14 protein-coding genes are annotated in these 13426 nt (G+C 62.6%); 4 read left to right on the top strand and 10 right to left on the bottom strand.

All coding sequences use genetic code 11. From position 1 onward, the window contains the following. Window position 1: 1 nt before the first annotated feature. The 4 genes from AC3FLX_RS06250 to AC3FLX_RS06235 all read right to left on the bottom strand — a co-directional run bounded on the left by AC3FLX_RS06250 (window position 2) and on the right by AC3FLX_RS06235 (window position 4606). A complete protein-coding gene (locus AC3FLX_RS06250; protein ID WP_488694852.1) occupies window positions 2-1522 on the bottom strand; it encodes an MFS transporter in 1521 nt (506 codons plus the stop codon). Window positions 1523-1546: 24 nt separating this feature from the next. Then, window positions 1547-2722: an EmrA/EmrK family multidrug efflux transporter periplasmic adaptor subunit gene (locus tag AC3FLX_RS06245; RefSeq protein WP_488694850.1), complete on the bottom strand. Its 1176-nt coding sequence runs from the start codon at window positions 2720-2722 to the stop codon at window positions 1547-1549. Beyond that, window positions 2719-4248 carry an efflux transporter outer membrane subunit gene (locus AC3FLX_RS06240; RefSeq protein WP_488694848.1) on the bottom strand — a complete coding sequence of 510 codons (1530 nt, stop codon included), beginning with the start codon at window positions 4246-4248 and terminating at the stop codon, window positions 2719-2721. Before AC3FLX_RS06240 ends, AC3FLX_RS06245 begins: the two co-directional genes overlap by 4 nt. Window positions 4249-4363: 115 nt before the next feature. Continuing rightward, window positions 4364-4606, bottom strand: coding sequence for a hypothetical protein (locus AC3FLX_RS06235; protein ID WP_488694846.1), 243 nt, complete (start codon window positions 4604-4606; stop codon window positions 4364-4366). 320 nt (window positions 4607-4926) lie between these two features. Between AC3FLX_RS06235 and AC3FLX_RS06230 the strand changes: the two genes are divergently transcribed. From AC3FLX_RS06230 to AC3FLX_RS06215, 4 genes are all read left to right on the top strand, one after another. Next, complete coding sequence (locus AC3FLX_RS06230) at window positions 4927-5691, top strand: thioesterase family protein (RefSeq protein ID WP_488694845.1); 765 nt, start codon at window positions 4927-4929, stop codon at window positions 5689-5691. Between the two features lie 88 nt (window positions 5692-5779). Next, complete coding sequence (locus AC3FLX_RS06225) at window positions 5780-6580, top strand: phosphodiesterase (protein ID WP_488694844.1); 801 nt, start codon at window positions 5780-5782, stop codon at window positions 6578-6580. A gap of 143 nt (window positions 6581-6723) precedes the next feature. Further along, window positions 6724-8127 carry an ATP-dependent RNA helicase DbpA gene (gene dbpA, locus AC3FLX_RS06220; protein WP_488694842.1) on the top strand — a complete coding sequence of 468 codons (1404 nt, stop codon included), beginning with the start codon at window positions 6724-6726 and terminating at the stop codon, window positions 8125-8127. Between the two features lie 147 nt (window positions 8128-8274). Then, window positions 8275-8754 (top strand): GNAT family N-acetyltransferase, encoded by a 480-nt coding sequence (locus AC3FLX_RS06215; protein WP_488694840.1) that lies wholly within the window; start codon window positions 8275-8277, stop codon window positions 8752-8754. 74 nt (window positions 8755-8828) lie between these two features. Here the strand turns inward: AC3FLX_RS06215 and AC3FLX_RS06210 are convergent, their stop codons facing one another. The 6 genes from AC3FLX_RS06210 to AC3FLX_RS06185 all read right to left on the bottom strand — a co-directional run bounded on the left by AC3FLX_RS06210 (window position 8829) and on the right by AC3FLX_RS06185 (window position 13117). Continuing rightward, entirely contained in the window at window positions 8829-9548 is a 720-nt protein-coding gene (locus tag AC3FLX_RS06210) for an SDR family oxidoreductase (protein WP_488694838.1), read from the bottom strand. A 64-nt stretch (window positions 9549-9612) separates the two neighbouring features. Further along, window positions 9613-10254 (bottom strand): HD domain-containing protein, encoded by a 642-nt coding sequence (locus AC3FLX_RS06205; protein ID WP_488694836.1) that lies wholly within the window; start codon window positions 10252-10254, stop codon window positions 9613-9615. A 23-nt stretch (window positions 10255-10277) separates the two neighbouring features. Beyond that, on the bottom strand, window positions 10278-11159 hold the full coding sequence (locus tag AC3FLX_RS06200; RefSeq protein WP_488694834.1) for an NmrA family NAD(P)-binding protein: 882 nt from the start codon (window positions 11157-11159) through the stop codon (window positions 10278-10280). A gap of 34 nt (window positions 11160-11193) precedes the next feature. After that, window positions 11194-11766 (bottom strand): TetR/AcrR family transcriptional regulator, encoded by a 573-nt coding sequence (locus AC3FLX_RS06195; protein WP_488694832.1) that lies wholly within the window; start codon window positions 11764-11766, stop codon window positions 11194-11196. 107 nt (window positions 11767-11873) lie between these two features. Continuing rightward, window positions 11874-12491 carry a glutathione S-transferase family protein gene (locus tag AC3FLX_RS06190; RefSeq protein ID WP_488694830.1) on the bottom strand — a complete coding sequence of 206 codons (618 nt, stop codon included), beginning with the start codon at window positions 12489-12491 and terminating at the stop codon, window positions 11874-11876. 29 nt (window positions 12492-12520) lie between these two features. Beyond that, the gene (locus AC3FLX_RS06185) at window positions 12521-13117 is read right to left on the bottom strand and encodes a carbonic anhydrase (protein WP_488694828.1); all 597 of its coding nucleotides are present in this window, start codon (window positions 13115-13117) and stop codon (window positions 12521-12523) included. Window positions 13118-13426: the final 309 nt, after the last annotated feature.

Genomic DNA, 13426 nt, shown 5'->3' with positions numbered 1-13426 from the left:
GCTACCGCATGACTCGCTGAGACACGCTCACCGCCATCGCGATAAGCGCCATCACGGCAAGCCCCTGAAAGTGATCGAGGTTGGCCAGCAGCGCGGATTGCTGCGCCAGCAACTGGGCGATCTGGGCCGTGGCGAGTTCCGCCGCTCTGACCGGCTCCATCGACGCCGACAGCACTGCGGTATAGCGCGCATGCGCTTCCTGAAACTGTGGGCTGCCCACGTGAATAGCGCCGTGCAGCGTGGTGTAGTGCAAGGCGGTCAGCCATTGCTGGCCGACCGTAGCCAGCGTCACGCCGATCGCCTGCCCCATCTGACCGAGCATGTTCTTGGTCTGCTGCGCGTGGGAGAACACGGACTCGTCGTACGCCACATCGTTGAAGGTCTGCATCGCCGTCACCGGGACCAGCATCATGATGAAGACGCCGTAGAGCGCGAGCGCGGGCAACACATGACGCCACGGGTCCGGCGCGGGCGGCATCCTGCTCATCAGCCATGCGGAAGCCGCCAACGCAAGAAAGCCAACCATGAAGTACTTGCGCGGACTGGGCCAGCGCGGCAATAGCTGCGTCATCGTCAGCCATGTCACCACGCCGGCCGCCAGCCCCAGCGAATAGAGTTGTCCGGCCGTTGACCACGAATGCCCGAGCGAGCGCTGCAGAACAAGCGGCAGCAGGTATCCGTTCGATCCCATCGTGACGTAGCAGAACGTGAAGAGCGCCAGCCCCGTCAGGTAGCGCGGACCCGCGAGATGGCCAAGTTTCAGCAGCGGCCACGCGCTGCGCGCCTCCGTGGCAACGAAGAACAGCAGCGCCCCGGCACCAAGCGCCGCGCCAATCGCCAGCCACAGCCTGTCCGCGTAGAAGTCGTAATAGGACCGCTGCAATACAAACAACAGCAGGAAGCTGCCCAGTGCCAGTGCGGCAAGCCGCCAGAGATTCGCGCGGGACCGCTCCTCCGGCGCGATCACGGCTTCCGGCAGGACACCGGCGGCTGGTATCAATGCCAGCATGGCCGCCGCCACCAGCCAGAAGATCAGCGGCCAGCTATCCGCCGTGACAATGGCCGAGGCCAGCCAAGGCGCCAGCGCCGTGCCCACGCACACACCGGAAGCCAATGCCGTGATGCCGGAAAAGCGCGCCGGACCGGGCGCAATCAGATTCACCACCAGCCGCGACGACGTCAGCAGGCCGCCACATCCCAGCGCCATCACGACGCGTCCGACCAGAAATCCTTCGTAGCTGGCCGCGTGCGCGCACAGGATGGCACCGGCGGCCGCCGCGCCGAGCGTAGCCTGGACGTAGCGGCGCCAACCCATGCGCTCCACCATCCATCGTTGCAGCGCGATCATCACCACGGCCACGCTGGCATAAGCAGTGGCAACGATGCTGTACTCCTCGGGGCTGGCGCCGATCTCGCCCATGATGGGCGCGGCTGCAAAAGCGATCATGCCGTTCTGCAGGAAGTCGACCAGCGTCAGTCCGCCAATCGGCAACAGCAAGGCATGGAGGTTAGCGGGCTTCATCCGGTACTTCCCGTTGTGATGGCGTTACAGGTTTTCCGCGACGATGCGGCGCACGACCGCGTCGGCTTGCGCCAGCTCGTCGGCGAACACGGTCGTACGGTAGTTCTGGCTCGGTGTATCGACGGCTACCAGCCGCTTGCCGTCGCGCGAGCGCGTGTCGATTGACACCTTCATCGACAGGCCGATCTGCAGCGGATGCGCGGCCACTTCCTCCGGTGTCAGCGCGATGCGCACCGGCACGCGCTGTACCACCTTGATCCAGTTACCGGTGGCGTTCTGCGCCGGCAACAGCGCAAAGGCGCTGCCGGTGCCGGCATCCTGGCCAACTACCCGTCCGTGGAACACCACGCGATCGCCGTATAGATCCGTGGTCAGCGTGACCGGCTGGCCGATCCGCACATCGCGCAACTGGGATTCCTTCAGGTTGGCCGTGACCCACAGGTAGTTCAGTGGCACCACCGACATCATTGGCACACCCGCGCTGACGCGCTGCCCAACCTGCACGGAACGCTTGGTGATGACGCCGCTGGTGGGCGCCGGAATGCGCGTGCGGGACAAGGCAATGCTGGCATTGCGAACCTGGGCGGCGGCGGCCAGCACATCCGGGTGGGATTCCACCGACGTGCGCTCCACCATCGCCTGGTTGCGCTTGAACTGCTCGGTGGCCACGGCCAGCGATGCCTTGGCGGCACGCACAGCCTGCGTGGCATGGATCAGTTCCTCACCGGAGATCGCTCCACTGGCCGCCAGCGCGGAGCGGCGCGCCAGATCCTCGCTCGCCCGCGCCAGATCCACGGTCCGCACTTCCACATTGGCGCGATCCTGGCCAGCGGCGGCGAATTGCCCCCGCACCTGCCGCACCGTTCGTGCCAGTTGCGCCTGTGCGGCGGCCAGAGCGAGCTGTGCGTCGACGCCGTTGAGTTCGACCAGTGTCCTGCCGGATTCGACCAGATCCGTGTTATCGGCAAGGATGGCCGTCACCACACCGCCGACCTGTGGCGTGACCTGCACCACGTTGCCTTCGACATAGGCGTTCTCCGTCGACACCTGGCGACTGCCGAATTGCAGATGGTAGGCGGCGCCCGCCACGGCTGCCGTGGCAACCACGGCGGCGGCGATGCGCCAACGCCGCACCGGGCGGACGACCGGCGGCTCGGCTTGCCGAACATTGGCGGCGTCGGGTTGGCTGGCCGGATTCATGATGCATTCCTTGTCGATGTGTACGCGGGCAAGACAGCCTTGCCGACGGGCATGGCCGCTGGCTCGTAGCCGCCGCCCAGTGCGCGGATCAGCTCCAGGTGCAGGAACCGTTGCTGGTGTTCCAGATCGATCAGCAGTTGCTTCTGGTTCAGGACCTGCCCCTCCGCCGATAGCACTTGCAGATAATTTCCAACACCGCTGCCATAGCGCGCCCGCGCCAGGTCGTACGCTTCCTGCGTCAACTGCAGCGCCTGACGTTGCTCATTGGCGCGTTGGCCCAGCCAATGCAGCGAGACAAGCTGGTTCACCACATCGTGCAGCGCGATGACGAGCGTTGCGTTGTACTGTTCGACCGCCACGTCGTACTCCGCTTGTCTGGCACCGAGGTTGGCGCGCAGCCGCCCGCCATCGAACACCGGCAGCGACAGCGCGGGGCCGATACCCATCGTGCGGCTGCCCGCCGTCAGGAAGTCAGACAGGCTCAGGCTCTGCAGGCCGGCAAACGCGGTCAGGCTGATGTTGGGATAGAACTGCGCGTTGGCGGCCTTGATCTCGTGGCTCGCCGCCTCCACGCGCCAGCGTTGCGCCACGACGTCGGGCCGCCTGCCGATCAGTTCGGCGGGCAGCGACGCGGGCACGGCTTCGACAAAGTCCGCGCGCAGGTGCGGCCGCTGGATATCGGCGCCGGCATCCGGCCCCTTCCCCACCAGCGCGGCAAGCTGGTTCTGCGTTAGCGCGATGACTTCGTTCACGGCCGCCAACCGCTCACGAGTGGCAGGCAACGCCGACTCCGCCTGCTTCATGTCGAGCCGCGAATCGAGTTGGGCTGCCACGCGCTGCTGCGTGAGCGTCAGCGTGTTTTCGCGCTGGCGGTAGGTGTCTTGTGCAAGCTCGCGTTGCGCATACGCGGCATCGAGCCGCAGATAGGTTCGCACGACCGAAGTGGTCAGCAACAATGCCGCGGCGTGGTAGTCGACTTCGGCGGCCCGTGCGCGATCGAGCGCCGCGTCAAACGTCGCCTGGTTCTTTCCCCAGAAGTCCAGCTCATAGCTGAATCCAAGCTGCAGATCGCTGGCCCATTTCCAGCTACCTGCCAGCGGACGCGGCGCCGGACCGTTGTCGCTATAGCGCTGACGTGTGCTCCGTGCGAACAGGTTGGCCTGCGGCGACAGTGCGGCTTCCGCGCCGCCCGCCAGCGCCTCGGCCTGGCGCACGCGCGCCGCCGCAATCCGCAGCGACGGCTGCCCGGCCAATGCCGCATCGACGAGCGAATCGAGCTGCGGGTCGCCAAAGCTCTGCCACCATTCGCGCACCGGCCACACTGCGGGCGATACCGGCGCGGCAGCCATCGATGCCGACGCGGCAAGCTGATTGGCATCGTCGAGCCTGGCCTGCGCGTTCAATCCCTTCATGCTTGCGCACCCGCCCAGCGACAGCGCCGCGCTTACCACGCCGGCACAACACAAGGCAAAAAGGGGTCGCAGCCCGGATCGCGCCACGATCGCCGGCCTTGTTGTTGCTTTCATCACGCACATGGAAACACTGCTCGATCCGTTGATCCGGGATTACCCGCCGCGCCACACGAAGGTGTCGCTCGGGTTCGCGTCAGGCTTGACGGCCCAGGATGGGCCACCCTCCGCACTACGCCAGCAAGCTCACCGATTTGCGCGGCGGCCCGGACGCCTTGCTGGCGTCGCTGCCCTCGTCGGCGCCGCTGCTTCGCGCCGGCGGCGCGGAAACCCCAGTCAGGTCGCTTCCCGCCAGCAGCGACGGCACAGCCGCCCGCACCACGCGATCGCTTTCTCCGCCTGCCGCCCACGCGGCGATACCGGTTGCCAACAAGGCCCCCGCACTCAGAATGCCCACCCAGCGTGTTTGCTTCATGATGCCCTCCATCGATACGTCACCAAGCCAGCCGGGTCGTCGTGGAGGCGGTTCGCCTGCAACGCTGTGTCGTCGTCTGGTCGTGTCACAAGGGTAGGTGGCCGGGGGGTGGCGAAGCTAGCGTATACATGGCTGCGGATACTCCTACATTCGCGTCGTGATCTAATACACGAGTATTACGCCGCGTGGACATGCGTCGCAGGGAGCGCCTGGAATCGTCCGCGCGCCACGGTGACCGCACTCGGCGCGCTGGCGTAAGATGCGCGAATCAATGCGTCATGGCGAGGTGTCCGGTGTCCATTCCTTCCAGCATATTCAAGATGTCAGGCGACATCGTCGAGTCCACCGTTCTGTCCCGCGGGCCGTGGAACCCTGGTGCCCAGCATGGCGGCGCGCCAGGCGGGTTGCTGGCGACGCTCGCTGACCGCGCGATGGCGCATGAGCCGGGCTGGGCGATGGTGCGCCTGACGCTGGAGTTCGTCCGCCCGGTTCCCGTCGCATCGTTGCGCGCCGTAGTCGCGCCGCAAGCAGGCGGCTCCGTACGGCGCGTACATCTGGAACTGCTGCACGACGACGTCCCAGTATTGCAGGGCACTGCCGTGTATATGCGGCAGCGCGACCTCGATCTCCAGTCAAGCGAGCAGGCGCCGACACTGCCTCCACCCGATGCATGCCATACGCCCATCGTGATTCCGGGCATGGCCGCGCAGACTTCGTTTCACTACACGGCAATGGAGAGTCGCGTTGCGACCGGGACGGTCACCGATCCTGGGCCTGCCGCCGTTTGGTTCCGCGTGGCGGTGCCCTTCCTGGACGATGGACCGATGTCAGCCGCGGCCCGCGCCATCGCGGCGGCGGACTTCGGCAATGGCATCAGCTGGGCGGTGCCCTTGCATCGCTTTGCATTTGCCAATGCCGATCTGACCGTGTATCTGCATCGCCTTCCGCAAGGCGAGTGGGTAGCAGCCGAGTCCACGACGACGGTGCAGCAGAACGGTATCGGGCTGACGCGGACAACCCTGCATGACGAGCACGGCCCGATCGGCGTGGCTCAGCAAGGCCTGCTGTTCAAGCCAGTGCGCTAGCAGCGCGATCTGGCGGCGTCCGTTCGGACAGCACTGCCGCTATGGGATAGGTAGTACGGTTACGCACTACGACGAAAGCGGAAAAACCATGACATCGATCGTACAGATTTCAGATATCCACGTTCGGCCTCGCGGCATGCTTTACCACGACATCGTCGATTCCAATGCCATGCTTTTCAGAGCGATCGAAGCGCTCAATCGGCTAGACCCGGCACCGCACGCAGTCCTGTTTACCGGCGATCTGACCGACGACGGGTCCCCGGAAGCCTATGCCATGCTGAAAGAGCTTCTGGGGTCGTTGATCCATCCCTATGTACTCATGCCCGGCAATCATGACGACAGAGATGCGCTGCGCGCGGCGTTCGGCGACCAACCGTGGTGGCCGCATACAGGGGCGCTGAACTATGGCTTTGACGTCGACCGGATTCGCGTGCTGGCCGTAGACACCACTGTTCCAGGGTTCCACCACGGCGAGCTAAGCCCGTCGACGTTTGCGTGGCTCGGTCGTGAACTCGAAGCGAACACAGACCGACGTATCGTCGTGGCATTGCACCACCCGCCGTTCGAGACCGGCATTCCTTATCTGGATCGATACGGATTACGTGAAATCAACGCGCTCACTGAGCTATTGTCGAAACACGGAAATATCGACCTGATTATTGCGGGCCATGTCCACCGCGCCATGCAATCCCGTCTGGGGCCGATACCGGTGTTGACGTGCCCCAGCACCGCGACCCAGATTGCGCTACGGCTGCGTGCGGATGCCAAGCCGGCGTCGTATATGGAACCCCCGGCTTTCATGCTGCATCGGTGGAAGAATAGTGGCGACTCCCCCGTGTCGCACCTGTGCTACGTGAACGAGTTTGACGGGCCAATGTCGTTCGCATGAAAAATCCTCGTCGCGCGGTCGTGAAGCATGACGCGACGACGTCTGGGCGCAGCACCCTGCACAACCCGGCCGCCGGGCGAGCACTGGTGGCCCGGTTCGGCTGAGAAAGAGGGCAAGACGCTCCCACGCATCTATAATCCGGCATGACTTCATCTTCCTCCACCTCATTCGCCACGCTGCCGCTGTCCGCGGCCATGCAGGCTACCCTCGCCCAGCTTGGCTACGACGCCATGACGCCGATCCAGGCCGCCAGCCTGCCGCTCGCGCTGGCTGGTCAAGACCTGATCGCCCAGGCCCGTACCGGCAGCGGTAAAACCGCCGCGTTTGCACTCGCCCTGCTGCACCGGCTCGATCCGCGTCGATTCGATGTACAGGCGCTGGTGCTATGCCCCACGCGCGAACTGGCCGATCAGGTCACACAGGAGATCCGTCGTCTCGCCCGCGCCGAGGACAACGTCAAGGTGCTCACGCTCAGCGGAGGCACGCCGATCCGGCCGCAGGTGGATAGCCTTGTCTATGGTGCGCACGTCGTTGTCGGAACGCCGGGCCGTATCATCGATCACCTTGATCGCGGCAGCCTGAATATCGACACGATCAACACGCTGGTTCTCGATGAAGCCGACCGCATGCTCGACATGGGCTTTCATGACGACATCGCCTTCATTGCCAGCCACGCGCCGAAGGACCGGCAAACGCTGCTGTTCTCGGCCACCTATCCGGCTGCCATCGAAAAGCTCGCCCAACGTTTTCTACGCCAGCCGAAGATGGTGAAGATCGAGGAGGCGCACGACGCCGCCACCATCACGCAGCGCTTCTACGAAGTGGAAGAAGGCGAGCGGCTCAACGCCGTCGGCCTGCTGCTCGACCATTTCCGCCCGGCCACCACCCTCGCCTTCTGCAATACGAAGGCGCGTTGCCGTGATCTGGCCGACCTGCTGCACGCACAGGGCTATGCCGCACTAGCGCTGCATGGCGATCTCGATCAGCGCGAGCGCGATCAGGTGCTGGTGCAGTTTGCCAACCGGAGCTGCTCGGTACTGGTGGCCACCGACGTGGCCGCGCGCGGACTCGACATCGCGCAACTGGAAGCCGTGATCAACGTGGACGTCACGCCCGACCCCGAGGTCCATGTTCACCGCATCGGCCGCACAGGGCGTGCCGGCGAGGCGGGCTGGGCTTTCAGCCTTGTCAGCCTCGACGAAATGGGTCGCGTGGGCAACATCGAACAGCATCAGGGCGGCGAATTCGAGTGGCACGCGCTTGGCGAACTGACGCCGTCGGGCGGCCCGCGCCTGCTGCCGCCGATGGTGACGCTGCAGATGCTGGGCGGGCGCAAGGAAAAGATCCGCCCCGGCGACATCCTTGGCGCGCTGACTGGCGAGGCTGGCTACACGAAGGAACAGGTCGGCAAGATCAGCGTGATGGAGATGTCGACCTATATCGCCGTGGACCGCGCCATTGGCCGCGAGGCGATGAAGCGGTTGAACGAAGGCAAGGTGAAGGGCCGCAAGGTGAAAGTGAGAATGCTGACGACCGGTCAGCGGTAGTTTTCTCCTGCCATACCGGCCTGGTTCCGAGGCGATCGGAATACGTGTGAGCAATCCGATCCCAGACACCAGGCCGTGGGTCCCGCCGTCGCTTCTCCGGTGATTTCATCGTGACTCACCTACTGCAGGCAATCAGAAAGGAGAATGATGCAAACGACCGATCCCACCATCGACGCGGTGAAGATCCGTGCAATCGAGCCAGACGACTTTCCCGCCTGGAAAGTTCTCTGGGACGGGTATAACGCGTTCTACGGCCGGCACGATGCCACGGCTTTGCCGGAGGAAATCACGCTCACAACCTGGTCGCGCTTCTTCGACGCGTATGAGCCAATGCACGCGTTAGTTGCGGAACAAGACGGTGAGCTGATCGGGTTGGCGCATTTTTTACTGCACCGAAGCACGATTCAACTCAATCCGAACTGCTATCTGCAGGATCTTTTCACGGCCGCGGCGGCACGAGGCAAGGGAGTCGGGCGCCGCTTGATCGATCAGGTCTATTCGCACGCGAAGGCGCAGCGTGTGGGGAGGGTGTACTGGCAAACCCACGAAACCAACACGACCGCCATGCGCCTCTACGACACCGTCGCCGAGAAATCCGGATTCGTCGTGTACCGCAAGCAGCTTTGAGGCCGGGGGGGGACTACCCGGTCGGTCGATATGCTGCCCTGGTCATCCTAAGCAGGGCAGCGCCGAAAGACTGTTTATCTCCCCTCAAGTACCTCAGGATCGATATAGCCGGGCACGGTCAGGGACAGCGTCTGTTTCAGCGCCTTGCTACCCGCATCGGCCAGTACCTCGCTTTCTCCAGCCTCCAACGCGTCATAGGTCTGGCGGACAACGTCGTAAGGACTTGCCTTGGGTACGTCGAAGTCCTTGGTGAGGTCCGTGTCGACGAATCCCACATGCAACCCTACGACCGAGATACGTCGGTCCTTCAATTGCGCCCGAATATTGTTCGTGTAGCTCCACGCAGCAGCCTTTGACGCCGAATAGGGGGCCAGCATCGGCACCGTCCGCCAGGTTACGTCGGAAAGAACGTTCACGATGGCGCCCCGTCCGTCGCCTGGCAGCAAGGGCTCGAATGCTCGCGTCACGCGCATGACACCGTAGTAATTCGTCTCGAACACTCTGCGCGCGTGGTCTTCGGCGAGATCGGCAAATGGCGATCCCGTGATTTCCGCGATGCCGGCGTTGTTGACGAGTACGGTGACGTCCTTCGCCACCTCGGCGGCGGCAGCGACCGAAGCGGGATCCGTCACGTCCAGGCTGACAGGAACAATGCCCGGCTCGTTGAATGCCGCTGGATTTCGCACACCGGCATACACCTTCGTCGCGCCGCGGGCCACCGCCTCGCGCGCAAATGCGAGCCCTAAGCCGCGGCTTGCGCCCGTCACGAATACAACAGAACCTTCGATCTTCATTTCAAATCTCCTGGCTGAATCGACGTGCCATCAAACCTTGATGGCGTGGTTGGTCGATCGGATATCAATCGTGGAACGGCGCACCATCGATCAGGTCGCACACGTCCGGGATGCAGAATCCATCCACGTGCCGGTGGCCGATATCGGAGAGTCCCGTGCCGATTGTGGTATGCGGCTTTTTTCTGGCAACTTCGGCCAGCGCCTGCTGGAATGCCGCCTTGAATCCCAACCGTGGATACGTTTGCAAAACATCATCGACGAATGACGGCGTCATCTCGTCGTAGTGCAACCCCATTACGTCGACATGTGCGCCCAGGAAAACCAGGGCGATCTCGGGCGCCATCCGTTCGGCGATACCGCCGCTGGAATGCAGCGCGATGGCCTGCCAGACCAGATCGGCCTTGGACTCCGGATATCCGTGTCCGCGCAAGATTCGGCTGGCGGCATTGGCACCATCGACTTCGAATCGCTGATCGGCAACGCATTCCTTTGTCAATCCAAGATCGTGCAGCACAGAGGCCAGGTAGACGACTTCCCGGTCGTACTTCAATTGGCGCTTTTGACCAAGGAATTCTGCAAACCACCAGGTCCTGTGAACATGGTGAAGCATGGCTTTCGAGTGCACGGTTTCGACGAGCGATGAGGCCTTCCGGGACAATTCCGAATCCGGAGCGATCAGGCCGCCGATGGTGACGGGGATACTCACTTCTTTCTCCTTATCGACGGTGCTTATGCTTGAAACACCTGGCGATTGGCCTGTACGAATCCGGCTACGGTCTGTGGAACCTGCCCCGTAATTTCCTCGATAACGCCATTGGTGCCGGAGAAGATTCCGTTCTGGTAATCAACAGCGGTTTCCAGGAAATGCTGGATGAGAAACTCCGGCAGGTCGTACTTTCGCAGATGCTCGCGGTATTGCTCTAGCGTCGAAGGCGCATAGGTGATTTCACGTCCCAGCACCTTGCCAATTTCCTCGGCGATCTCCTGCTGGTTCAGTTCCACCGGACCAAAGAGGGTGTAGGTTTCTCCAATATGGCCGTCAGGTTTTGCCAGAATGCTGGCAATCAGACGCGCTTGATCCTCGGCGGCGATCGGCGCATGCCGCCCTTCCCCATAAGGCAGCGTGATCTTGCCTTCCTGCACCAGGGGATCGAGCACCCAGGGAAACGTCAGCCATTCGGAAAAGTAGGTCGGGCGGATATGCACCGTCGGCACGCCAGACCAGTCCAGAACGCGTTCGGCAATCCAGTGATCGCGTGCGGCGTGGCTCTTGGAATCTTCTCGTGCCGAGATCTGCGACATCTCCACCACGACCTGGACGCCTGCCCGACGCGCTGCATCAGCGAAGTAAGAGGTCGCCTGGATGTAGCCAGGGCGGACCGGATAGCAGAGGTAGGCGCCATCGACACCGTCCATCGCGCGAATGACGTCGTCATGCTCAAGAAGATCACCGACAAAGACTTCCGCCCCTGCTTCGCGCAGCGCGGCGCTTCGATCATCTTCCTGATGCACGAAGGCGCGAACGGCGTGGCCCGCATTCAGCAGGAATTGCACGGTATGGACGCCGGTCTTGCCCGTGGCGCCAGTGATCAGGTATTTACGCTGTTCCATGAATTGCTCCAATCTGTGAATGTGTCCGACAGGATTACATCGCCCCGAGGTGCTGCTTCACATCCTCCAGAATCGCCGTTGAAGCGTCGGTATCTTCAACGACTCTTGCCATCGTGATGGCGCCAATCATTGCCGCCAGTGTGAAAACGGCGGCAGACCTCGCCTCTTGTTGCGGCTTGTGCGGCAACTGCCTGGCAAGTACATCCACCAGATCATCAAAGCCCTGTGCGGCCGCTGCCCGCGTTTGCTTGTCGGCCCGCGCCAGTTCGCTTCCCATTGCTGCCAGCGGGCATCTGCCCGTAGGCGTGTCGCGGTGGGCTTCGGATACATAGGCCTCCACCACGGCCGCAAAACCGCTGGCCCGCTGGCCTTGGCGAACGACTGTTGCCAACCCGTCGATCACTTCGGTCATCGCCCGAGCACACGCTTCGGCCACCAGTTGGTCCTTGGAAGCAAAGTGGCGATAGAAGCCGCCTTGCGTTAGGCCCAGAGGCGTCATCACGTCGTTCAGCCCCGTTGCCTGAATGCCGTTCAGCCGGAATTCCCGGGCAGCGGCGTCGACAATGCGCCGCCGGGTTTCCGCTGTCTCAACCTTTGTTTTCCTCATCTCGGCACCTCATGTGTGTAATCGCTAACCATCTAAATAGATGTTAGTCACCATCTATTTAGAAGTCAAGGAGGGATGATCAGCCGCCCGGAAGTGCCGCCAGCGGCTTACGCGAAGGCGTTCAGGCCGCGCACCACAGCAGGCCGCGCCGCGACCGCATCAAACCAGCGCGCGAGGCCAGGATGGCTTGTCCAAGCGATATCGTCACGAAATGCGTTGGCGATAGTGAATGCGGAAATGTCAGCCACGGAAAAGTCGTGGCCCGCCATGTACGGTCCCGCGTCAAGGAATTGTTCCGACGCGACAAGCGCCTCCAATGCCGCCACGTTGACGGGTGTGGCAATGGCCGCGCTCATGCCCATCCGCTCAAGCCGGAATGCACCGTGGCTGACCGCGATGACGTCAGTCAGGAAGTAGAAGAACCGCTCGTACACCTTGGCTCGCGCGACCGGATCCACGGGAAGGAGCCGACTATCGGATCGCTCCGCCGCAAAGAACATGATGGCGTTCGATTGCGTCAGTACGAATGGCCCTTCGTTTCGATGCTCGACAAGAACCGGCACCTTGCCGAAGGCATTCAATGCCCGATGTTGGGCACCCTGCTGCTCGCCCGCGGCAAGGTCGATTCGCTTCACCGCGTACGAAACGCCCGCTTCTTCCAGCGCAATCGCCGCACGAATGCAGTTGCCGGTCAAAGCGCCATAGAGTTCGATCAGGTTAGGCATACGATGGGCCTTCAAGCGTAAATGGCGGGCTATACCGGAATATCCCGGGCGACCTCAGTCAGCTCGCCTGAGTTGATCTCGTAGAAGAACCCGTAAAGCTGCACGTTTTTGGGTACTGCCGGACTCGCGCGCAGCAGCGCCACATCGTGCTTGATCGAATCCTCGAAATGCGAAATGGCGAGGCTTTCGTGATCGAACATTGTCCCGATATCCGCGTGATGATGATCGTGGAACTCGTCGATAAGTGTCTCTGGCGCAAAGGCGGTTGCCCCGCAAAAGGAATGGTGCACGACAACCACCTTCTGGACTTGGAAGAGATAGTCCATCGTCGCAACTGATTGCAAGGCAGAAAGGGCCCGCCCCCCTGCATTCGAGACGGCAAACAGTGTCCGCGTGTTGCCAACCCGGTTGCCGGCTTCGTCGAGAATATTCTCCCCAGGGTAGACCTCGTCGCCGAAGTACGCAGCGACGGCCTGCGGAATCTCGGACGCGCGCGGGTCAAAGCAGTGGATCACGATTGTCTTCATCGGAATGAACTGGCTGAAGCCCTGGAAGTTCGACCGGTCGAACCACGCCGGATCAAACCACGGTTGTGACCTGAACTCGAATTCACTGTACTTCGTCATCTCTTGCTCCACGTATTCGGTTTGGCTGGGTGAAAGGCAGCAAGCCCAATCGAGTTGCTGTTACGACCCAGTCTAAGTTGGACATGCCGTGGCGCAAATGACATCGACTCCTCGATTCCCGCCAAAATTCGTGACCCTGACGCCGGTAACCGCTACCACTCACGACCGAGCACCAACGATATATGGAGCGGACAGCACCCTGGCGCGGGCTACGGACCATTGGCGGATAACGAGGGCATATTGTCATTGCTGCCACCAGACCGGATGCCATAAGCTGCGACCACGCGCGCGAATCTTGCGCGGTACAGG

This window comes from Cupriavidus sp. 291-E7 (assembly GCF_057798835.1).
The sequence above is the reverse complement of the archived record's forward strand: the minus strand, read 5'-3'. Positions and strand labels throughout refer to the sequence as shown.

Coding starts and splice junctions, on each gene's coding strand:
- AC3FLX_RS06185 (WP_488694828.1), bottom strand. CDS start 13,117: ATGACGAAGTACAGTGAATTCGAGTTCAGGTCACAACCGTGGTTTGAT.
- AC3FLX_RS06215 (WP_488694840.1), top strand. CDS start 8,275: ATGCAAACGACCGATCCCACCATCGACGCGGTGAAGATCCGTGCAATC.
- AC3FLX_RS06245 (WP_488694850.1), bottom strand. CDS start 2,722: ATGAATCCGGCCAGCCAACCCGACGCCGCCAATGTTCGGCAAGCCGAG.
- AC3FLX_RS06235 (WP_488694846.1), bottom strand. CDS start 4,606: ATGAAGCAAACACGCTGGGTGGGCATTCTGAGTGCGGGGGCCTTGTTG.
- AC3FLX_RS06200 (WP_488694834.1), bottom strand. CDS start 11,159: ATGGAACAGCGTAAATACCTGATCACTGGCGCCACGGGCAAGACCGGC.
- dbpA (WP_488694842.1), top strand. CDS start 6,724: ATGACTTCATCTTCCTCCACCTCATTCGCCACGCTGCCGCTGTCCGCG.
- AC3FLX_RS06230 (WP_488694845.1), top strand. CDS start 4,927: ATGTCAGGCGACATCGTCGAGTCCACCGTTCTGTCCCGCGGGCCGTGG.
- AC3FLX_RS06210 (WP_488694838.1), bottom strand. CDS start 9,548: ATGAAGATCGAAGGTTCTGTTGTATTCGTGACGGGCGCAAGCCGCGGC.
- AC3FLX_RS06190 (WP_488694830.1), bottom strand. CDS start 12,491: ATGCCTAACCTGATCGAACTCTATGGCGCTTTGACCGGCAACTGCATT.
- AC3FLX_RS06225 (WP_488694844.1), top strand. CDS start 5,780: ATGACATCGATCGTACAGATTTCAGATATCCACGTTCGGCCTCGCGGC.
- AC3FLX_RS06240 (WP_488694848.1), bottom strand. CDS start 4,248: ATGAAAGCAACAACAAGGCCGGCGATCGTGGCGCGATCCGGGCTGCGA.
- AC3FLX_RS06195 (WP_488694832.1), bottom strand. CDS start 11,766: ATGAGGAAAACAAAGGTTGAGACAGCGGAAACCCGGCGGCGCATTGTC.
- AC3FLX_RS06250 (WP_488694852.1), bottom strand. CDS start 1,522: ATGAAGCCCGCTAACCTCCATGCCTTGCTGTTGCCGATTGGCGGACTG.